The organism is Chryseobacterium edaphi (assembly GCF_025628985.1).
In the GTDB taxonomy this organism is placed as follows: Bacteria; Bacteroidota; Bacteroidia; order Flavobacteriales; family Weeksellaceae; genus Chryseobacterium; species Chryseobacterium edaphi.
Genome location: NZ_JAOTEM010000002.1, coordinates 179,927 through 201,201, shown reverse-complemented (window position 1 = coordinate 201,201; position 21,275 = coordinate 179,927). Strand labels below are relative to the sequence as shown.

Genomic DNA, 21,275 nt, shown 5'->3' with positions numbered 1-21,275 from the left:
TTATATTTTTGCAAATTAATAGGTCGGTAAAACCGAAAACTGTTGAATTTTATATGAAGAAATATATTTTAGGTATTTTTGCCATAGCTGTCATTTCGGCGTGCACAAGTCAGCAAGATAAAGCGATGAAAAGCGCGGATAAAACTTTTATCCTGAAAGCTGCCAATGAAAATTTCGCTAAAAAGAAATGGAAAAATGCTTTGGCTCTTTACGACAGACTTCCGAATCTAGTTGCAGGTACAGATGATGCGCCAAACGTTGTTTTCAATTCTGCGTATGCCAATTATTACGATAAAAACTACAAACTTGCAGGTCACCAGTTCAAAAACTTTGCAGTAAGTTTTCCTCAGGATAACAGAAAAGAAGAAGCATCATATATGTCGGCTTTATGTTACTATAATGGGTCTATGGATTATAACTTGGACCAGACAAGTACAGAATTGGCAATCAATGAGCTTCAGGATTTCTTAACCAATTATCCAAATTCTGAAAGATCAAAAAACATCAATACTCTAATTGATGAGCTGTCTTATAAATTAGAATTCAAAGCCTATGAAAATGCAAAACAGTATTTCAAAATGGCTGATTATAAATCAACAAGTGCAGCTTTTGAAAATGTTTTAGAAGATTTCCCAAGTACAAAGCTTCGTCCGAAGATTTATGATTATATGATGAAGTCTCGTTATTTGTTGGCGCAGAATTCTGTTTATGATCTAAAAGATGAGCGTATTGAAAGCGCATTATCTTTCACAAAACAAGTTGAAAAAGAACTTCCAAATACAGAATATTCTAAAACAGCTTTAGATCTAAGACAGAAACTTGAAAAGGAGAAAAAGGATTTTGTAGTTGTAAAAAAACAGACTGAAGAAAGAATTGCAGTTTTAACAGCAAGACAAAAAAAGATGGCTGATAAGTTGGCAGAGCAATCAAAAACTGAGCAGCAGATCAAAGATCAGGTGTCAAATGAAAAACAGGCAATGCAGATTCAGAGAGATAGTGCAGCGTTACAAACTCCTCCTCCAGCGGCGACTTTCAGAATCCAAAGATAATTCGTAAATTTGCCACCTTATAAATAAATAATTTTCTGAAAATGAGTGTAAAAGATACCAAAGCAGAAGTAAATACTATTACTTACGATAAAGACAAGATTGAAGAGAAAGTAGGTTCAATCTATGAAGCTATTGTTATCATGGGGAAGAGAGCTGAGCAGATCAATGCAGAAATTCGTACTGAATTACACAATAAATTAGACGAATTTGCAGTTCACAATTCAACATTGGAAGAAGTTTTCGAAAACAGAGAGCAAATTGAAATCTCTAAACATTACGAGAAACTTCCAAAACCGACTTCTATCGCAATCCAGGAATGGCTTGACGGTGAAGTGTACTTTAGAAAGACTGAAGAGAGAAACTAATCATTTAGGTGATTTTTTATAAATGAAGGTCATAAAGAAATAATTTTCTTTATGACCTTTGCTGTTTCTACAAGTTTCCATTCTTAGAAAAAAGAAGTATTTTAGTGCTTTAAAAATAATCTACATGAATATTTCCGGGAAAAAGATTCTCATTGCCGTTTCTGGAGGAATTGCTGCCTATAAAATACATTTTCTCATCAGAGATTTCGTGAAAAAAGGTGCAGAAGTTCAGGTGATCATGTCTCCTGATGCAGAAAAGTTTGTCACAAAACTGAGTCTTTCAACTTTATCTAAAAATCCGGTTTATACAGATTTTTACGGCGACAATGGAACCTGGAACAGTCATGTAGAATTGGCACTTTGGGCAGATGTAATTATTATGGCTCCATGTACGGCAAATACTTTGGCCAAAATGGTTCATGGTATTTGTGATAATTTAATGATTGCAACCTATATGTCTGCGAAATGTCCGGTTTTCATCGCACCTGCAATGGATCTGGATATGTATCAACATCCATCCACAAGACAGAATTTAGAATTGGCAGAGGATTACGGACATATCATAATTCCTGCTGAAAGCGGAGAATTGGCAAGCGGATTAATCGGGCAGGGAAGAATGGCAGAACCGGAAACTATTTCAAAAGCGGTAGGAGAGTTTTTTAATTTAAATGAAAAAAAATCACTTCAGGGCAAAACGGTTTTAATTACGGCGGGACCAACCTATGAAGCAATAGATCCTGTAAGATTTATAGGGAATCACTCTTCGGGAAAAATGGGTTTTTCTTTAGCTGAAGAGGCTGCAAAACGTGGTGCAAAAGTAATTTTGATTTCCGGACCAAGTTCTTTGAATTCAAAACATGAAAATATTCAGCTTTACAGAGTTACTTCAGCAAAACAAATGCTTGAAAAAGTGTTTGAATTTTATGGCGGAATTGATATTGGAATTGCCAGCGCAGCCGTTGCAGATTATGCTCCAAAGGAAGTGGCTTCAGAAAAAATCAAGAAAAATGAAGATACTTTCACGATCGAATTGATTAAAAATCCGGATATTCTGAAAACGATGGGTGAGAAAAAAACAAATCAGTTTTTAGTTGGTTTTGCTCTCGAAACTCAAAACGAAGAAGAAAATGCAAAAGGAAAACTTGAAAAGAAAAATCTGGATATGATTGTTTTGAATTCACTTCGTGACGAAGGTGCAGGCTTTAAGCAAGATACCAACAAAATAAAAATATTTACTAAAACCGAAAAATTAGAATATGATCTTAAATCAAAAGAAAATGTGGCAAAAGACATTCTCGATTGTATTGAAGCCCAGATTTTAAAATAAATTTTATAAATTTCCGTTCTCAACATTTACAGACCAATGAAAAAATATATAGCACTTTTATTTTTACTTCTTTTCAATTTTAGTTTCTGTCAGGAGCTTTTGGCTACAGTTCAGGTAAATTCGCAGCAAATTCAGGGGAGTAATCAGCAGGCTTTTAAGGCTTTAGAAAAAAGTCTTAGAGATTTTGTCAACAACACAAGCTGGACTGGCAAAAAGCTTCAGAATTTCGAAAAAATAAAGTCAAATTTCGCAATCGTTCTTAGTGAAAGAGATGGCAACAAATATAAGGGAAGTATCGTCATTCAGGCTGTTCGTCCTGTCTTCAGTTCCTCTTATGAATCTCCGCTGATCAATCTTCAGGATACAAAATTCGGCTTTGAATATGTTGAAAATGAGAATCTTATCTTTAACGAAAGACAGTTTTCAGGAAAAAACCTTATTGATGTAATCAGTTTCTACGTTTATCTTATTTTAGGTTACGATGCAGACAGTTTTCAGGCTTCAGGCGGGACGCAATGGTTCAGCAAAGCACAACAAATTGCCCAAAATTCTCAAAACAGAGGGTATGAAGGATGGGGACAGATCAATGATCCGAGAAGCCGTGCGATTTTGATTGGTGAAATTCTAAATCCAAATATGGCTCAGCTTCGTCAGACGATGTATACCTATCACAGAGCCGGTTTAGACGGGATGTTTAATCAGGATCAGACTCAGTCAAAGAAAATCATTTTTGATGCGTTGATGCAGCTGAAAACATATGAAAACTCATTTCAGCAGAATTATTTCTTCAATACATTCATCACTACCAAAAACGACGAGATTTTCAATATTTTCGATTCGGGGAATAATGGAGGAATTGTTTTGAATGACTTAAAACAACTCATGATTATTTTTGCACCGAAGTTTACAGATACCAAATGGAATAAGTGGAAGTAAGACATCTAGTTCTTTAATTCTGAATTCTAAATTTTATATTTGCAGTAATTAAGTAATCTGCTACTGATCATGCTTTCGAGAATTTACATTAAAAATTTTGCCCTTATTGATGCATTGGATGTATCCTTAAAAAATGGTTTACAGGTCATTACCGGAGAAACGGGAGCCGGAAAATCAATTATTTTGGGTGCACTGCGATTGATATTGGGTGAAAGGGCAGACTTAAAATCGATCTCAAAAACCGAAGAAAAAAGTATTGTCGAAACAGAATTTGATCTGAATAATCAGTTTAAAAAATTCTTTATTGAAAATGATCTCGATTACGAGCATCAAACGATTATTCGAAGAGAAATTTTACCATCAGGAAAATCCAGAGCGTTTATTAATGATGTTCCGGTGACTTTGGATGTGTTAAGAGAATTGACTTCACAATTGATTGACATTCATTCTCAATTTGAAACTTCCAATCTTTTTACAGCAGATTATCAGTTTAAAATCATCGATGGACTTTCGGAAAATAAAAAATTGATTGAAGAGTATCAACAGGATTTTTTAGAATTTCAAAGTTTAAAAACTCAGCTTAGAAAATTCCAAGTACAACTTTCAGAAAATACTAAAGAAAGCGATTACAAACAGTTTCTTTTGAATGAACTGGAAGATTTAAAACTCGATGATGTAGATTATGACGAGTTGCAGAATCAGCTCTCTGTGCAGGAAAATGCAGGAATGATTTCTGAAAATATAGCGCAGATTCTCTCAAGATTTCATCAGGAAGAAATCGGAATTCTTTCTTTCTTTAACGAAGCTAAAAATAAACTTTCGAAAATTGCCGAGGTTTCTCATTCTTTTTCTGAATTGGATGAAAGGCTGGAAGGTTCTTTTGTTGAAATGAAAGATATTCTTTCAGAGCTCGAAGATGAAGCTGACAAAATTGAGATCAATCCTGAAAATTTAGCGATACTTTCAGAGCTGAACAACAAAATCAATGCTTTATTCCTTAAACATAATGCTTCTGATCTTAATGAATTAAAAGAAATCAGAGACCAATTATCAGGTGAACAGAAAGGAACAGCGGAAATTGAGGCTTATATTGCTGAAATTGAAATCAATATTGCTAAAAAAGAAAAGTCACTGCAGTCTTCAGCCGAAAAACTTTCAAAAAACAGAAAGAAAACTGTTCCTGTTTTTATTAAAAAAGCAGAAGATTTACTAAAAAAATTAGGTCTCGAAAAAGCAAAAGTAGACATTGAATTAACCGATGTTTCTGAATTTAATCAATTTGGAAAAGAAAATATTCAGCTTTTGTTTCAGGCAAATTCTGGTTTTCCTTTAAAACCAATTCAGACTGCCATTTCCGGTGGTGAACGATCGCGTGTGATGTTGGCGGTAAAGAAAATCATTGCCGAAAGTGACATGCTTCCTACGCTTATTTTAGACGAAATCGACACCGGTGTTTCCGGAAAAGTTGCCGAAGAAATCGGAAATCTGATGCGTGAGATGTCTCAGGATATGCAGTTGATCGTTATTTCCCATTTAGCACAGGTTGCCGCAAAAGGAAATGATAATTACAAAGTGGTAAAAGAAGATATCAATGGTAAAACGCAATCTACGATTGTCACTTTAAGTGAAGAAGAAAAGTTGAACGAGATTGCACAGTTGCTTTCCGGAAGCAAGATTACGGATGCGGCAATGGCTCAGGCGAGAGAGTTGATTGGGTAATCAGATATTACTTAGATATGAAAATACTATTTACAATTCTTATGTCTTTGTTGGGCAATGTTATTTTTGCTCAAGAACATTTCGAAAAAGATCTTCAAAAATTATTTGTTGGATTGAATGTGGATCGTAAACCCGAAGAAATAATTTCAGGAAGTAACCTGAAATTTGAAAAATTTTCTAGAAAACAGGAAGTTACAGGAGAACCGATCACAATTTACCATTCAAATTATGACAACAATGTAATGATCAAATCAAAGATATTAGAAGCAGAGGTTTGGGTAGAGCAAAGAGATTACGAAAAGGAGCTTGGTCGGCACACCATATCTCAAAAAATAGCACTTCCAAATTATAAAGCTGTAATTGTTGAGTATAATAATATTTACAATAAATTTGAAACTTATGCTTCAAATATTATGATCGAATCTCCTGAAAATGAGAACGAAAGTGAAGGAAGAGAGATTAACGCCACATTAACCATAAAAGATGATGTTGCTGTAAGGTATTTTAATTTGTCCTATCTTATTCCCAAAAAGGAAGATCAGAATAAAGTACAATATTTATTTATTAGCTATCGTTACAGAAGATATTAGTTATCTATTCTTTTGTCAATTCTTTAAAAACTGTAACAAAAACTACATTATATTTACTAATGTAAAAAAGTAAACTATGTTTGTACAGTTCCTGAAGTTAGAAATCAAAAGTTTTTTTCGTGGCACTTCTGTCGGAATCAATCTGGCAATGAAGATTTTCCGGTTTATCGGAATTCTTTCTTTTATAGCATATTGCATCGGAGCAGCTTTTCTGGCTTTTTTCTACGTCAATAAAGAGATGGAAGAAGATGCAATGAAGATTGTGTCGAGATTTATGATTGTTTTGTGGGCAGCAGATCTGATTCTGAAATATCTCTTGCAGCAAATGTCTACGCAGAATATCAAACCTTTTCTCACGCTCAATATTCCTAAGAAAACATTGGTCAATTACATGCTGATCAAAACGTTTCTCTCGCCGTTCAGCTGGATGAATTCTTTCTTCCTGATTACTTTTGCAGTAATTTGCATGTTCAACGGTTTTGGGATTCTGGGAAGTTTAAGCTGGCTGATTGCACTTTCAATGTTGTTTTATCTAAATAATTTTATCAATATTCTTTTCAACAATAAAGAAAATATTGCCATTGCAGTAGGAATTTTGTTTGCGGTAATCGGTGGTTTGACGTATTATAATATCGTTCCGCTTTTTGATTATTCAGAAAAACTTTTTTATGCTTTTTATGATCAGCCTTATTTTACGATCCTTGCTATCGGATTATTTGCAGGATTATGGTGGATCTGTTTTAATCACGTAAAAAAAGAATTCTATCTCGATCAGGGATTGGAAGATAAAAAAACAATCGGGAAAACGGAAAACATTGCTTTCCTCAATAAATACGGTGCAATCGGAAGTTTCATCAACAATGATATCAAAATGATGAGACGGAATAAAGTCACCAAAGGAATCATCATCGGAAGTTTCATGTTTATATTTTACGGATTGCTGATGTTTTCGTCAGATGTCTACAAAACACCATACATGATGATGTTTATGGGATTGTTTGTGACGGGTGGTTTTCAATTTTTGTTCGGGCAGAGAGTGCCTTCTTTCGACAGTTCGTACTATCCTTTAATGATGACTTTGAATGTTCCGTACAAAGAATATTTAAAAGCAAAATGGTGGCTGATGAATATTGTGACAGCTGTTTCTATCGTTGTAGCTTTGTTTTACGCAATAGTTAGCTGGGAAATGTACTTTACATTTTTCGCTGCAGGTCTGTATAATATTGGTGTCAATTCTCAGTTCACTTTATGGTCGGGAGCATTCAACAAAACACAGATTGATCTGAATTCCAAAGAAAAAGTAATGGGACAAAAGAATAGTTTCAACTTGAAAAGTCTCTTACTATTAATTCCTAAAATGATTTTACCGATGGCGGTTTTTGGTATTACTAAATATTTCTTCGGAATGACAACGGCAGTGATCAGCATTGCAATTTTGGGAATGATAGGATTTTTATTCAGAGAAAAAATATTTGATACGATTGTAAAACAGTACAGGAGCGAAAAATATAGCACATTAGAAGCATTTAAATCTAAAAATTAATACAATGATTACTATAAATAATTTATCTAAAACTTACGGAAATGCAACCGTTCTCAATATCGAAAATCTTGAAATTCCAAAAGGTGAAACTTTCGGTTTAGTAGGAAACAACGGAGCCGGAAAAACCACACTTTTCAGTTTAATGTTGGATTTAATTCAGCCGACAACAGGTTTTGTGAGCATCGACGGCATCAAAGTCAACGAATCTGAAGCCTGGAAATCAAAAGTTGCCGCTTTCGTAGATGATACTTTTTTGATCGGATATTTAACGCCGGAAGAATATTTTTATTTCATCGGAGAATTGAGAGGACAGAACAAAGCCTCGGTTGATGAATTTCTAAAGCAGTTTCACGATCTTTTTAATGGTGAAATCGTTAATTCGGGGAAATACGTGAGAGATCTTTCCAAAGGAAATCAGAAAAAAGTCGGAATTGTAGGTGCGATTATCGGAAATCCTGAAATCGTTATTTTGGACGAACCTTTTGCAAACCTTGATCCTTCTACGCAAATCAAGCTTAAAAATTTAATTAAAGAATTATCTAAACAAAGTGGAGTTACATTTCTGATCTCAAGTCATGATTTGGCGCATACAACCGAAGTTTGCAACCGAATTGTTGTGGTCAATAAAGGAATTCAGGTAAAAGATATTCAGACCAATCCTGAAACATTGAGAGATCTGGAGCAATATTTTGCCGATCAGGTGAATATTCCCGTTTAAATAAAATCAAAAATCCATTTTCTAAATCAGGAAGTGGATTTTTTTTAAAGATAAATTCAAATTTTTAATATTCATTTTCAGGCAGTTATCAATTTATTTATTGAAAAGTAAAATTTTTTGTCACCTTTTCAACCTTTTATTGTCTTTATAGTAGAAACAGAATAACCATGAAGCTTTTGTTTAAAAATAAAAAAGAAGATTTGCTGAGCCGTTTGAAAAAACAGGATCCGGCTGCGCAGAAAATCTTTTATGATCAGAGTGTAAAGAAATTCCTGAGTGTGGCGAAAAGCTACATCAGCGACATTTATCAGGCGGAAGATTGCGTGATCAAAGCATTTTGTAAGATTTTTAAACATATAGAAAGCTTTCGCGGAGAAGGAAATTTTGAAGGTTGGGCGAGAAAAATTGTGGTGAACGAATGCCTCAATTTTATTAAAAGCCACAAAACGGTTTTTTATCTCGACGATGTTCACGCTTCTGTTCTCGAAGAAATTCATGACGAACAAATTGCTTTTGATTTTAATGCGCAGGAACTTTTAGATCAGCTTCCGGATGCTTACAGAATGGTTTTTAACCTATATGTGATTGAAGAATATTCGCATCAGGAAATTGCAGATACTTTGAATATTTCCACCGCAGTAAGCAAAACACAACTCTTCAGAGCAAAAGAAAAACTGAGAAAGATCTACTTTCAACAACAAAAGAAACTGAAAAATGAACACATCTAAAAATAATATCGAACATCAGATCAAAAAACAGATCGACGAAAGAGAAATTGCTCCTTCAAGAGATCTTTGGTCAGAGATTGAAACTCAGACTCAGGCTGTCAACGATGCTCAGACAAAAAAAGTTAATTGGTTTTTGGTTGCGGCTTGTTTGGTTTTGACTTTAAGTTTGGGAGCGGTTCTGTTTTTTGATCAGAATTCTAAGCCGAATGTACAGGTTGCAGAAACCAGAAGTACTGAAGTTCTGGAAGAAAATCCAGTAAAAACAGAAAAAATAAGTTCTCCTGAAATCATTCAGCAAAATCAGGAAAAATATGTTGAAATAAAAAGCGTTCCGTCTCATTTAAATTCTGAAACTGAAGCTTCGGAAATCATTTCAGAGAAGAAAGAACTTCCGATCATCAAAGAAAATTCTAAGGAAATTGCGGCTCAGTTCAGTCAGATTCCGACAGAGAAGATTTTAGCGAAAGCAGATTCTTCAAAAGTTCAGGTGAAAAAGAAAAGATATGTTGATCCTTCGACTTTACTTTTCTCTGTAGAACATAAAGACGTCATCGAAAAAACAAAAGGTGGAAGCAACGTGGCAACTATCGATCTGAATACCAAATAAAATCAATTTAAACTAAAAAAATAATAATACTATGATTAAGAAATTTATCATCGCAGGAATGTTGTGCCTTGTTGCAACCTCTGTAAACGCACAAAAAAGACTAAAACTCAACCTTCAGTCAAAAGAAAATACCGAAGTAAGCCCGATCGTAAAAGAAAAAGTGGATGAATATGCAAAGAAGATTGATGCCATCATTCAGGAAGAGAAAAAGCTGATGGAAGCTGAGCTTCTGATTCTCCAGTCTAAAAATTTAGAGAAAACAGAATTCGACAAACAAAAAGCGGAAGTTGCCAACCGTTATTCAGAGAAGATCGATCAGAGAATTGAAGCTTTAGGTTTTGATCTTGATACGGTAATTCAGAAGCAGGTAAAATACTCGCTTTTGAATTCTGATGTGACTTCAAATGAAGAATTGAAAGCGAAGTTGCTCAAGAAATTTCGTGCGACAAAAGATTTTACTGGGTATTTCACTTATGGAATCATGACTTTGACGAATGATAAAGCAGACAATGATTTAGATAAAAACTTAGGTTATGCCAATAATCTTGAATTTGGTTTAAAATTCAATTATCAGTTTAACAGAACAAGTCCGTGGGGTTTGATTTCCGGAATCGGATTTTCTTGGAGAACAGTGCGTTTGGATAACAATATGATTTTTGCCAAAGATTCTAATGCAGATGTTTATGTAGCAAATTATCAGGGAAATACGGATAAAAGTAAACTGAGAACTGGTTATATTATAGTTCCTCTGGGATTACAGTATAATTTTTCTAAACTAAAAAATGCAGGAATGGACATTCAGTACAGACCTTATTCTGATGGATTCAGAATTGCTGCAAATATGTACGGTGGAGTAAAAATGTCTACTAACAACATTGTAAGTGGTGATCGTGAAGATTTCAGAGACAGAGGAAACTACAAAGTAAATCCTTTTGTCTATGGTGCTCAGTTCACCGTTTCTTATGACAATATCAGTCTTTTCGTGAAGAAAGATTTCAGCAATTTCTATAAAGACTCTTATTTCCAAAACGATAAAGCTTTGGTTTTCGGAATCGGAATCGGATTATAACTTTCATAGAATTTCATATTAACAGCAAACAATTGATTTTATTTAAAGTCAATTGTTTTTGTTTATAAACGGTCGTACTTAGATCAATGTAAACTGCATTTTGTCACAAAACGATTGTTTTCAAACAAAACTAAAGTGCGTTTGGTTACAAAATGGTTATTTTTAAACGAAAGTGAATTTCATTTAGTCACAAACAGATTGTTTTTAAACAGAACTACTTTGTGTTTGGTTACAAAACGATTGTTTTTAAACAAAAGTAAATTGCATTTATTTCCAAACAGCTTGTTTTAGCCTTCGCAGAATTTCCAAACTATAAAATGCCTTGTAATGATTTTTGCATTTTTAAAGTATAAAAAAACTCCGTAGAATTTATTTCCACGGAGTTTTCATCAATTATTTAAATTTTAATTTCCCACAGATTTCACGGATTTTCACAGATGTGTTCAATGAAAAATGTGTTAACATATAAAAACTTTGACGCTTTCATGACACGCAGATTATGCAAATTGAGCAGATCTAAATCTGTGAAAATCTGTGCGATCTGTGGGCAATAATTCCTTCGTCAGCCAAGTCAGCTGGATATTTCAAAATTTTATTTCAAACTTCCCACCATATCTTCAGGCTTCACCCATTCGTCAAATTGTTCAGATGTTACAAAACCAAGATTGATAGCTTCTTCTTTTAAAGTCGTTCCGTTTTTGTGGGCAGTTTTTGCAATCTTAGCAGCATTTTCATAACCGATATGAGTGTTCAACGCGGTTACCAACATCAAAGATTTGTCTACCAATTCTTTGATTCTCTCGTGATTAGGTTCAATTCCAACTGCGCAATGATCATTAAATGAAATACATGCGTCAGCAATCAATTGAGCCGACTGTAAGAAATTGTAAGCCATTACCGGTTTGAAAACATTCAGTTCATAATTTCCCTGAGTTCCCGCAAAAGAAATCGTCGTATCATTTCCTAAAACCTGAGCGCAAACCATTGTTAAGGCTTCATTTTGCGTAGGATTCACTTTTCCCGGCATGATTGAAGATCCCGGCTCATTTTCAGGAATGTGAATTTCACCGATTCCTGAACGGGGTCCTGAAGCCAGCAATCTCACATCCTGAGCAATTTTATATAAAGAAACAGCCAATTGTTTTAAAGCTCCGTGAGATTCAACTATAGCATCATGAGCAGCCAAAGCTTCAAATTTATTTTCTGCCGTCACAAAAGGAAGGTTGGTAAATTGTGCAATATATTCCGCAACTTTTACATCGTATCCTTGAGGAGTATTTAAACCTGTTCCAACTGCTGTTCCGCCCAAAGCAAGTTCGGAAAGATGGGGTAAAGTGTTTTTTAAAGCTTTAATTCCATAATTTAATTGAGCAACATATCCTGAAAACTCTTGTCCTAAAGTCAAAGGAGTGGCATCCATCAAATGTGTTCTTCCGATTTTTACAATATTTTTAAACGCTTCTGTTTTTTCAGCTAAAGTATCTTTCAGTTTTTCAATCGCAGGAATTGTGGTTTCAACAACCTTTTTATACGCTGCGATATGCATTGCTGTTGGATAAGTGTCGTTTGAAGACTGAGATTTGTTGACGTCATCATTCGGGTGAACTTCCGTTTTGTCCCCTAGATTTCCTCCTGCATTGACGTGCGAACGATTGGCAATCACCTCATTTACATTCATATTCGACTGTGTTCCGGAACCGGTTTGCCAGATCACCAAAGGAAACTGGTCGTTCAGTTTTCCTTCAAGAATTTCTTCGCAAACTTTCGCGATCATATCTCTTTTTTCGGCAGGAAGAACTCCTAAATCTGTGTTGGTGAATGCTGCTGCTTTTTTCAAATAAGCAAAAGCTTCGATGATTTCGTGAGGCATTGAACCTTCCGGACCGATCTTAAAATTGTTTCTTGAACGTTCTGTCTGTGCGCCCCAAAACTTGTCTGCAGGAACCTGCACCTCACCCATGGTGTCTTTTTCTATTCTGTAATTCATTGTGATTGAAATGTTTAGTTTAACCACAAAAGGCACAAAAGATTAATGCTTTAATTTAAAGATGTAATGATGAATTTTTTAAGTTCACAAAATAAAATCTGAGATTTTAAAACTGTTGTGATCTTTATAACACATTTTATTAAACTCAAATAATCAGCATTAAAAACTTTTGTGACTTTTGTGGTTTAAAAGTTTTTATAAAGTTAAACATTGCGTAAAAACCTCGCAATTTATAATCATTATAAATACAATGTAAAGTTGTTGATTTTGGTCATGTTTTTTTTCACGATGTTTTATTTTTGCACGGAAAATAGAAAGCAATGGATTTTAAATATCAGGATCCGTATCCAATTTTGAAAGATGATACGGTTTATAAAAAATTGACTTCAGACTATGTGAAAGTTGAGCAACATGGCGAAAGAGAAATTTTAACGATCGACCCAAAAGGTTTGGAATTATTGGCTGAAGAAGCAATGGCAGATGTTTCTTTTATGCTTCGTTCTTCGCACTTAGCTAGTCTGAAAAGAATTATTGATGATCCTGAAGCAACCGATAACGACAGATTTGTTGCTTATAATTTATTACAAAATGCTGCTGTAGCGGTTGAGGGAGCTTTGCCTTCTTGCCAAGATACAGGAACGGCGATTGTGATGGGTAAAAAAGGAGAAAATGTTTACACAGGAGTTGAAGACGGGGAATATTTAAGCAAAGGAATCTACAATACTTACCAAAAAAGAAATTTAAGATATTCTCAGGTCGTTCCTTTAACGATGTTTGATGAGAAAAATTCTGGTTCAAATCTTCCTGCGCAAATTGATATTTATGCTAAAAAAGGAAATTATTACGAATTTTTATTCTTGACGAAAGGTGGAGGTTCTGCCAATAAAACTTTCCTTTATCAGAAAACGAAGTCTTTACTGAACGAAAAATCTTTGGAGGCTTTTGTTAAGGAGAGAATTTCAGACTTGGGAACAGCGGCCTGTCCGCCTTATCACTTAGCTTTGGTCATCGGTGGAACTTCTGCTGAAGCGAATTTAGCTGCTGTGAAAAAAGCTTCTGCAAAATATTATGACAATCTTCCGACAGAAGGAAATGAAGCTGGACAGGCTTTCAGAGATCTGGAATGGGAAGCAAAAGTTCAGAAAATCTGCCAGGAAAGTGCGATTGGTGCTCAGTTTGGCGGAAAATATTTGACTCACGATGTTCGAGTAATCAGACTTCCACGTCACGCAGCTTCTTGTCCGGTTGGAATGGGAGTTTCTTGTTCAGCTGACAGAAATATTAAAGGGAAAATCACGAAAGACGGAATTTTTCTGGAGCAATTGGAACAAGATCCGAAAAGATTTTTACCTGCAACGCCACCACATTTGGAAGAGGCGGTTGAGATTGATTTAAATAAACCAATGCCGGAAATTTTGGCTGAACTTTCAAAATATCCAATCAAAACAAGATTAAAATTAAACGGAACTTTAATCGTTGCAAGAGATATCGCTCACGCAAAAATTAAAGAATTATTAGATTCCGGACAGCCAATGCCTGAATATTTCAAGAATCACCCGATTTATTACGCAGGACCTGCAAAAACTCCGGAAGGAATGGCTTCAGGAAGTTTCGGACCTACAACTGCAGGAAGAATGGATGTTTATGTAGATGAATTCCAAAGTCACGGCGGAAGTATGGTAATGTTGGCAAAAGGAAACAGAACAGCTGATGTTACCAACGCTTGTAACAAATACGGTGGTTTCTACATCGGTTCGATCGGTGGACCGGCTGCAATTTTAGCAAAAGACAATATTTTATCTGTTGAGGTGGTAGATTTCCCGGAATTAGGAATGGAAGCAGTAAGAAAGATTGAGGTCAAAGATTTCCCTGCATTCATCATTACAGATGATAAAGGAAATGATTTCTTTGCGAATCTTGCTCATTAAGGTTAAGGATATTTCATTAAAATTTAGCGTTACAATTGTAAATCTAGGATCTAAAATCTAATATCTAACGTCTGTATGTAGTTTAAAATAAAAACAAATTGCAAAATTTAGGTTCTATATCTTTTGATGAAAAAGAAAAAAGTCCTATTTTTGCCTAAAATCTATAAGAAAGATGATGTTATCAGCATTTTGGCCATTTTATCAGTTCCTTTGGACAATCTATTTTGTTACAATGTTCCTAGTAGGATTCTGGTGTATTTTTATGTTTTTCGGTTTCGTTATCCCATTGTGGTTAACAGAAGGTTTGAAGGAGTATTTCGGTAAGGTAAAACCTTTCGATCCTGAAGACATCAGAAGAAAACTAATTACCGAGCAGGAAGGTGTTGAAGTAATCTTCAACCAGCCTAAAGGTCACGGTCCTTTCTTACATGATAGCCACGGAAACGACCACGGACATCATTAATTGAATGTCATCGCTTTCTCACATGAATTCCGAGAAAGTGATATCATAGCAAAACAACATATATAAAACCACTGATTTATCGGTGGTTTTTCTGTTTTTAAAATGAGCTCGTTCTAAGCTTTTCAGGGGAAACTCCAAATTTTTTCTTGAATGCTCTCGTGAAATTTTGTACATATTCGTAACCACAGTCAATTGCAATTTCTTTGATCATTAAATCTTTATTGATAATCAGTTTTTTAGCTTTCAGCATTCGTAATTCTGAAATGTAATCCATAATTGTCTTTTGATAATGAATTTTAAATTCTTTACGGATTTTTGTTTCGTTAATTCCTAAGATTTTACTGATTTCTTCAATCTTTAAATTCCGGTGAAAATTTTCATCAACAAATTTTTTGATAATTAATGGTATTTTTGATAAATCTTCTGCAGTATTTTTTTCATTAAATTGTTCGAAGATCAAAATCAATAATTTGATTATCTTGGCTTCCATAAATAGTTTCTGCATCACTCCTTTTCTGTAATAGCTTACTATTTCCGTTAAGATCATATGCATTTCAACCGTCATCTCAGGTGGAGTTTTTTTATAAAGGAAAATAAATTGATTGTCAACCATTTGCTTCAGGATTTCTTCACTTTCTCTGTTAGATTCAGGATCTATTAAATTAAAAATATACTGATATTTTATTTGAATCTGAAGATATTTTAAAGTTTCTTGATTTGTCCACAATTCAGCCTGACTTTCCTCTGAAGTGTAATGTAAAATGTACTGATTTTTCTGAAATTTAAACTGCCTTCCGCAATCGTTTACATTCAGATGAATGTCCGGACTTAGCAGAAAAAGTAAGTTGAAACTCGATTTTCCTTCTAAAAAAGTCGCCTTTCCAAAATCCCTCATATCTGCGCTGTCATACATTACAATTTCGATATCATCAGATGTAAATATCACTCCTTTTGTAGATTCCTTCTTCATAAATATTTGTTTTTACTTCTGTCTTACATCGACAAACAGGATAGGATAACATTTAGTTTGAAAATGATAAGTCTGCCCTGATTACGGGATGTATATTTGCGCAAAATTAAATTAAATTTAGAATAATTAAAAATAAGATTGATCATGTTTAGAAATTTATATTGTAAAATAGCAAAAATCAGTTTAGGGATAATTACTCTTACCGGAAGTATGTTTTATGCTCAGCAATGGCAAGATGTGGGTGCAGCAACAATTTCCGCTGGCGCAAGCAGTTTTAATAATCTGGTAATCGATGCACAGGGAAATTATTATGTTTCTTATTATGATCTTTCTGTCTCTAAAGGATCGGTTCAAAAATTCAATGGAAGTTCTTGGTCGCATCTGGGTGGAAGCGCAGGTATCACAAGTAGTTTTGCTACTTTTAATTCTTTATCAATATCACCATCAGGAAATAATATTTATTACACAAATCAAGGAACAGGTCTTGAAGTAAGACAATTTAACGGAACTTCGTGGACTCAATTGACAAGTCCTACAACTTCTACAATAAATTATCAGGCATCTGCGGTTTCTCCAGCAAATACCTTATTTACATATTCCACACACAACTCAGGTACTGTTCAGCGTTATGTAAACGGCACCTGGGAACAAGTAGGAAATACAGGATTTTCCACCGGAGCAATGTTTGCAGAAATGGTTATTGGCTCAAACAATAAAATTTACACATGTAATGTTTCAAGTGGTGTAAGAGTTTATGAAAATAGTACAACTGCGACAAGTACCGATAACTGGACTTTGGTTGGAGGAAGCATTATAGATGCAGCGTCATCTTCTGAACAATATACTTCTGATATTGCGATTGATGCGAATAACAATTTGTATGTTGCTTATGTTTCAAACACGGCAGGCGGACAGAAATTAAACGTGAAAAAATTCAACGGAACTTCCTGGTTTCAAATCGGAGCTGCTAATTTTTCTACAGGAAGAGTGCAGCATGTTGCCATTGCAGTTACGCCTTCCGGTGATCCATATGTAGTTGCAAGTCGTTGGGAAAATGATGATATGCTGAAAAATACGGCATATAAGTTTGATACCACTACTCAAGCTTGGGTAACTTTCGGAGGAACTTTTATTTCTGATGGACAAGCTACTTACAATGATGTAGCGATTGATAAGGTTAATAATTATCTGGTACTTTCTTATTCTCAAAGCGGAGTTAAAGTAAAGCGTATTTCAATTCCGGCAACCACAACAACGCCAACTTGTAACAATACTGATCCCGGAACTACTCCCGGAGATACAGGTTGTGTAACATTTAATTATAAAGGTCAGTCTGTTGTTTATACTACAGTTCGTGGTGCAGATGGTAAAATATGGCTTCAGCAGAATTTGGGAAGTTCTCAGGTGGCAACTTCAATGGCAGATTCAGATTCTTATGGAGATCTTTTCCAGTGGGGTAGATGGGATGATGGTCATCAAGTGAGAAATTCCCCGACAACTACAGTTCCATCTGCTAATAATCCTGCAGGATTAAATGGAATCACATCATTTATCTTGGGAACAGGTCCGTCATGGTGGTCGACAAATGCATCAAGCGATTCATGGAACGGAGCCAATTCCGCGGCAGTTACATCAGCAGTAGGAATTGATCCTTGTAAAGCAATCGGAGCAGGCTGGAAATTACCTTCTCAGGCAGACTGGGTTACGGCGGTGAATGCTGAAGGAATGGGAAGTGCAGCAACAGCTTATTCAAGTAAGTTGAAATTACCGGCGGCGGGTTACAGAAGTCAAAGTTCAGGTGGTTTTACCTATGTTGGAGAAAGAGGTTATTACTGGAGTGGTGATATTGCAGTTTCAGGAGGTAAATATTTGTATAACTCGACAGCTTTAGCCAATCCGAATTCCGGAGGTCCGAGAGCACAAGGACAATCCGTGAGATGTATTAAGGATATAACAGGATTGAGTACAACTGATATCAGAAAAGCTAGTTTAGGAGTTTACCCGAATCCTACAAACAGAATTTTAAATATTAAAACAGATTCAAATGTCGAAAATATTAACGTGACCAATATTGTAGGACAAAAAATCAATGTTCAGTTTAAAAATAATCAAATTAATATGAACGGACTCCCAAACGGAATTTACATTGTAGAATTACAGTTAGAAGACGGTCAGAAAATCTCAAAAAAGATTATTAAAAACTAAAAATCTAACACCAAATCACAAGTATTTTAAATTTTTAATTTTATTTTTTACATTGAAGCTCATGCATTTTGTATGGGCTTTTTTCTAGAATTGTATTTGCTGAATAATAAAGTTTAAAAAATCTCTATTTAATTAAGGATTTTATTCTATTTTTATTCAAATTAAACTAAAATGAAAAAACTATATCTCTTATTTTATCTGTTGATTACGAGTTTTGTATTTGCGCAGATAACTTATACGATTACTCCGAATCCATTTAACGAAACCGATCAGATTACTTTGTCTGTTCCCGGAAATCAAATTGACGAGACAGCTTGGGGCGTTGCAAATAATGCTATCTACATCTGGACTTGGTCTTTAGATCAGAACTATGCCAACAGTCAGGATTGTCCTACAAACGGAAGCTGGACAAATTCGAATGAATTAAATAAGCTGGCTTATAATGCAGGAACAGATACTTATTCTTTAACTTTTACTCCAACGACATTTTACGGACGTACAGGGATTGGAAGATTTGGTTTTTTACTGAAAACTAAAACCGGAAATCACCAGACTTCACCAGACATTTTTGTAAATGTCGGAACATTAAATTTAAATTTAACCAATCCTGCTGCTAATAGTTTGACTTCAGTTCCTACGGGAAATGCTATTAATATCACTGCAACAACCAATATTAATGCGACTTTTCAATTAAAAGCGAACGGAACAGTTGTCAATTCAACTTCAACACCTTCAACTTCATACAACTATAGTTATACAGTTGCAGCAGATGCAAATATGGAGTTGATTGCGACGGCAAATTCAACTGTGAAAAGCTCAACTTTTATCTTACAAGTTCCGCGAAATGTAGTTTCACAGGCAATACCAAGCTGGATCAGACAGGGAATCAATTATAATCCTACAGATAACACAAAAGTTGGTTTGGCTTTGTATGCTCCGTTTAAAAATTTCGTTCATGTAATCGGAAGTTTCAACAACTGGGCGGTGAATGATACCTATTTAATGAAAAGAGACACTACAAATCCAGATTTATACTGGATTGAATTGAGTGGATTGACTCCTCAGCAACTATACACATTCCAATACAGAACCAACGATTTGAGAAAAGTTGCAGATCCTTATTCACCTCAGATTTTGTCTTCTTATGACGACCCTACGATTTCGGCAACTACTTATCCGGCATTACCTCCTTTTCCTGCAGGACAGGGTTTTGAAGTTTCTATGTTTAAAACAGGTCAGACACCTTACAATTGGCAGGTAAACAATTTCGCAAGACCGAATAAGGAAAATTTAATTATTTATGAATTGCTTTTAAGAGATTTCACACAGGAAAAAAACTGGCAGTCTCTCATCAATAAAATCAATTATTTAAAAGATTTAAAAGTCAATGCAGTTGAATTGATGCCAATCATGGAATTCGAAGGAAATCTTTCTTGGGGTTACAATACATCATTCCATTATGCTTTAGACAAAGCTTACGGAACACCTGAAAAATTCAAAGAATTTGTTGATCTGTGTCACCAAAACGGAATTGCAGTAATTTTGGATGTTGCTTTCAATCACGCTACAGGAAGATCACCTTTGGTGAGACTTTGGAATGTGGATCCGGATGGTGACGGTTACGGTGATGTTGCGGCAAATAATCCATATTTCAATACGGTTCCGAAGCATTCTTATAATGTGTTTAATGACTTCAACCATACAAGTTTAGCAACAAAATATTATGTTGAAAGAACTTTACAGCAATGGTTAACTGAATATAAAGTTGACGGTTTCCGTTGGGATTTAACGAAAGGATTTACTCAAAACTGTACTGCGACGGATGAAACTTGTACCAATGCGTATCAGCAGGACAGAGTTGATATCTTGAAAGGTTATGCAGATAAACAATGGGCTCTTGATCCTACTTCTTACATGATTTTCGAACATTTAGGAACTGATGCAGAAGAGCAGCAATGGGCGAACTATAGAGTGGCAGAAGGAAAAGGAGTTATGCTTTGGAATAACCAAACTGGTCCTTACAATCAAAACACGATGGGTTATACTCAAAACAGCAATTTTGACAGAATGGATCATGAACTTCATGGTTTTACCAATATGCACGGAGTTGGCTATGGCGAAAGTCATGATGAAGAAAGATTAATGTTCAAAAATCTTGCGTATGGAGCTGTGAATGGTACATACAATGTGACCAATCTTAATACAGCTTTAGAAAGAATGAAAACTTTCGGAGCTACATTCTTTACGATTCCTGGTCCGAAAATGATTTGGCAGTTTGGTGAATTGGGTTACGAATTCAGCATCAACAGATGTCCGGACGGAACGATCAATAACAATTGCCGTACAGACGAAAAACCGGTTGCTTTCACTTTAGGATATGATACCAATACCAACAGAAAAGCAATTTACAACACTTGGGCACAGATTATCAATATCAGAAATGCGCATCCTGTTTTCAAATCAAAAACGTATACTGTAGAATCTAATAATCTTACGAATGATCCGAATGGTTTGATCACAAGAATTTATATCACTGATCCTTTACTGACAGCAGGAGTTAAAAATGTTGTTGTATTGGCAAACTATGATACTTCGGCTAAAAATGTAGTTCCTTATTTTCCTTTTGCGGGGCAATGGCAGAATTTAATGGATAATACAGCCTTTAACGTAACTTCTACAACAGCTCCGATTACACTTCAGCCGGGAGAATTCAGAATCTACGGAAATCCGTTTACGACTTTGTCTACATCTGAAGAAAATTTAGATAAAAGATTATCGCTTCAGATTGCAGATAATCCTGTGAAAAATGGTTTGGCTAAATTAATTTATCACAAAGCCAAAAACGGAGAGATCGCTATCTACGACATGAGCGGAAAGAAAATGGATTCATTTAAACTAAAAAATGAAGACGGAACTTACGAGTTAAATGCAAAATATCCTGCAGGAACTTATCTTGTTCATCTGAAAACTGATAATGGAATTGCAATTCAGAAAATGATTGTTCAGTAAGATCTGAATTATTTTAAAATTGCATCAATATTTTACAAAAGCTCATGAAAATGAGCTTTTTT

17 protein-coding genes are annotated in these 21,275 nt (G+C 34.9%); 15 read left to right on the top strand and 2 right to left on the bottom strand.

Annotated elements, in window-relative coordinates; translation table 11 throughout:
- Nucleotides 1-53 precede the first annotated feature (53 nt).
- From NZ698_RS09035 to NZ698_RS08985, 11 genes are all read left to right on the top strand, one after another.
- Nucleotides 54-1,049, top strand: coding sequence for an outer membrane protein assembly factor BamD (locus tag NZ698_RS09035; RefSeq protein ID WP_263002788.1), 996 nt, complete (start codon nt 54-56; stop codon nt 1,047-1,049).
- Between the two features lie 41 nt (nt 1,050-1,090).
- Nucleotides 1,091-1,414, top strand: coding sequence for a DNA-directed RNA polymerase subunit omega (locus tag NZ698_RS09030; RefSeq protein WP_129535667.1), 324 nt, complete (start codon nt 1,091-1,093; stop codon nt 1,412-1,414).
- A 124-nt stretch (nt 1,415-1,538) separates the two neighbouring features.
- Nucleotides 1,539-2,741: a bifunctional phosphopantothenoylcysteine decarboxylase/phosphopantothenate--cysteine ligase CoaBC gene (gene coaBC / locus NZ698_RS09025; RefSeq protein WP_263002787.1), complete on the top strand. Its 1,203-nt coding sequence runs from the start codon at nt 1,539-1,541 to the stop codon at nt 2,739-2,741.
- A 36-nt stretch (nt 2,742-2,777) separates the two neighbouring features.
- Entirely contained in the window at nt 2,778-3,677 is a 900-nt protein-coding gene (gene porD, locus NZ698_RS09020) for a type IX secretion system protein PorD (RefSeq protein WP_263002786.1), read from the top strand.
- A gap of 69 nt (nt 3,678-3,746) precedes the next feature.
- Nucleotides 3,747-5,396 carry a DNA repair protein RecN gene (locus tag NZ698_RS09015; RefSeq protein WP_263002785.1) on the top strand — a complete coding sequence of 550 codons (1,650 nt, stop codon included), beginning with the start codon at nt 3,747-3,749 and terminating at the stop codon, nt 5,394-5,396.
- 17 nt (nt 5,397-5,413) lie between these two features.
- Nucleotides 5,414-5,986, top strand: coding sequence for a hypothetical protein (locus tag NZ698_RS09010; protein WP_263002784.1), 573 nt, complete (start codon nt 5,414-5,416; stop codon nt 5,984-5,986).
- 76 nt (nt 5,987-6,062) lie between these two features.
- Nucleotides 6,063-7,529, top strand: coding sequence for a DUF5687 family protein (locus tag NZ698_RS09005; RefSeq protein WP_263002783.1), 1,467 nt, complete (start codon nt 6,063-6,065; stop codon nt 7,527-7,529).
- A 4-nt stretch (nt 7,530-7,533) separates the two neighbouring features.
- Nucleotides 7,534-8,247, top strand: coding sequence for an ABC transporter ATP-binding protein (locus NZ698_RS09000; protein WP_263002782.1), 714 nt, complete (start codon nt 7,534-7,536; stop codon nt 8,245-8,247).
- Nucleotides 8,248-8,414: 167 nt separating this feature from the next.
- Nucleotides 8,415-8,975, top strand: a complete 561-nt coding sequence (locus NZ698_RS08995; RefSeq protein WP_263002781.1) for an RNA polymerase sigma factor — start codon at nt 8,415-8,417, stop codon at nt 8,973-8,975.
- A complete protein-coding gene (locus NZ698_RS08990; RefSeq protein WP_263002780.1) occupies nt 8,962-9,582 on the top strand; it encodes a hypothetical protein in 621 nt (206 codons plus the stop codon). Before NZ698_RS08995 ends, NZ698_RS08990 begins: the two co-directional genes overlap by 14 nt.
- A gap of 31 nt (nt 9,583-9,613) precedes the next feature.
- Complete coding sequence (locus NZ698_RS08985; protein WP_263002779.1) at nt 9,614-10,651, top strand: outer membrane beta-barrel protein; 1,038 nt, start codon at nt 9,614-9,616, stop codon at nt 10,649-10,651.
- Nucleotides 10,652-11,243: 592 nt separating this feature from the next.
- On the opposite strand, the gene fumC is transcribed toward NZ698_RS08985, so the two are convergent.
- Nucleotides 11,244-12,638 (bottom strand): class II fumarate hydratase, encoded by a 1,395-nt coding sequence (fumC, locus tag NZ698_RS08980; RefSeq protein WP_263002778.1) that lies wholly within the window; start codon nt 12,636-12,638, stop codon nt 11,244-11,246.
- A gap of 320 nt (nt 12,639-12,958) precedes the next feature.
- On the opposite strand from fumC, the gene NZ698_RS08975 reads away from it, so the two are divergent.
- Nucleotides 12,959-14,566, top strand: coding sequence for a fumarate hydratase (locus NZ698_RS08975; protein WP_263002777.1), 1,608 nt, complete (start codon nt 12,959-12,961; stop codon nt 14,564-14,566).
- A gap of 172 nt (nt 14,567-14,738) precedes the next feature.
- Nucleotides 14,739-15,029 carry a hypothetical protein gene (locus NZ698_RS08970; protein ID WP_263002776.1) on the top strand — a complete coding sequence of 97 codons (291 nt, stop codon included), beginning with the start codon at nt 14,739-14,741 and terminating at the stop codon, nt 15,027-15,029.
- A gap of 97 nt (nt 15,030-15,126) precedes the next feature.
- On the opposite strand, the gene NZ698_RS08965 is transcribed toward NZ698_RS08970, so the two are convergent.
- The gene (locus NZ698_RS08965) at nt 15,127-15,999 is read right to left on the bottom strand and encodes a helix-turn-helix domain-containing protein (protein ID WP_263002775.1); all 873 of its coding nucleotides are present in this window, start codon (nt 15,997-15,999) and stop codon (nt 15,127-15,129) included.
- Between the two features lie 144 nt (nt 16,000-16,143).
- Between NZ698_RS08965 and NZ698_RS08960 the strand changes: the two genes are divergently transcribed.
- Together NZ698_RS08960 and NZ698_RS08955 are read left to right on the top strand one after the other, a co-directional pair.
- On the top strand, nt 16,144-18,204 hold the full coding sequence (locus NZ698_RS08960; RefSeq protein ID WP_263002774.1) for a T9SS type A sorting domain-containing protein: 2,061 nt from the start codon (nt 16,144-16,146) through the stop codon (nt 18,202-18,204).
- Between the two features lie 171 nt (nt 18,205-18,375).
- Nucleotides 18,376-21,213 carry an alpha-amylase family glycosyl hydrolase gene (locus NZ698_RS08955; protein WP_263002773.1) on the top strand — a complete coding sequence of 946 codons (2,838 nt, stop codon included), beginning with the start codon at nt 18,376-18,378 and terminating at the stop codon, nt 21,211-21,213.
- Nucleotides 21,214-21,275: the final 62 nt, after the last annotated feature.

What these genes read in the sequence shown, in the direction of transcription:
- coaBC (WP_263002787.1), top strand. Translation starts at nt 1,539, where the DNA reads ATGAATATTTCCGGGAAAAAGATTCTCATTGCCGTTTCTGGAGGAATT.
- porD (WP_263002786.1), top strand. Translation starts at nt 2,778, where the DNA reads ATGAAAAAATATATAGCACTTTTATTTTTACTTCTTTTCAATTTTAGT.
- NZ698_RS08975 (WP_263002777.1), top strand. Translation starts at nt 12,959, where the DNA reads ATGGATTTTAAATATCAGGATCCGTATCCAATTTTGAAAGATGATACG.
- NZ698_RS09035 (WP_263002788.1), top strand. Translation starts at nt 54, where the DNA reads ATGAAGAAATATATTTTAGGTATTTTTGCCATAGCTGTCATTTCGGCG.
- NZ698_RS08995 (WP_263002781.1), top strand. Translation starts at nt 8,415, where the DNA reads ATGAAGCTTTTGTTTAAAAATAAAAAAGAAGATTTGCTGAGCCGTTTG.
- NZ698_RS08960 (WP_263002774.1), top strand. Translation starts at nt 16,144, where the DNA reads ATGTTTAGAAATTTATATTGTAAAATAGCAAAAATCAGTTTAGGGATA.
- NZ698_RS08965 (WP_263002775.1), bottom strand. Translation starts at nt 15,999, where the DNA reads ATGAAGAAGGAATCTACAAAAGGAGTGATATTTACATCTGATGATATC.
- NZ698_RS09000 (WP_263002782.1), top strand. Translation starts at nt 7,534, where the DNA reads ATGATTACTATAAATAATTTATCTAAAACTTACGGAAATGCAACCGTT.
- NZ698_RS08985 (WP_263002779.1), top strand. Translation starts at nt 9,614, where the DNA reads ATGATTAAGAAATTTATCATCGCAGGAATGTTGTGCCTTGTTGCAACC.
- NZ698_RS08970 (WP_263002776.1), top strand. Translation starts at nt 14,739, where the DNA reads ATGATGTTATCAGCATTTTGGCCATTTTATCAGTTCCTTTGGACAATC.
- fumC (WP_263002778.1), bottom strand. Translation starts at nt 12,638, where the DNA reads ATGAATTACAGAATAGAAAAAGACACCATGGGTGAGGTGCAGGTTCCT.
- NZ698_RS09010 (WP_263002784.1), top strand. Translation starts at nt 5,414, where the DNA reads ATGAAAATACTATTTACAATTCTTATGTCTTTGTTGGGCAATGTTATT.
- NZ698_RS09015 (WP_263002785.1), top strand. Translation starts at nt 3,747, where the DNA reads ATGCTTTCGAGAATTTACATTAAAAATTTTGCCCTTATTGATGCATTG.
- NZ698_RS09005 (WP_263002783.1), top strand. Translation starts at nt 6,063, where the DNA reads ATGTTTGTACAGTTCCTGAAGTTAGAAATCAAAAGTTTTTTTCGTGGC.
- NZ698_RS09030 (WP_129535667.1), top strand. Translation starts at nt 1,091, where the DNA reads ATGAGTGTAAAAGATACCAAAGCAGAAGTAAATACTATTACTTACGAT.
- NZ698_RS08990 (WP_263002780.1), top strand. Translation starts at nt 8,962, where the DNA reads ATGAACACATCTAAAAATAATATCGAACATCAGATCAAAAAACAGATC.
- NZ698_RS08955 (WP_263002773.1), top strand. Translation starts at nt 18,376, where the DNA reads ATGAAAAAACTATATCTCTTATTTTATCTGTTGATTACGAGTTTTGTA.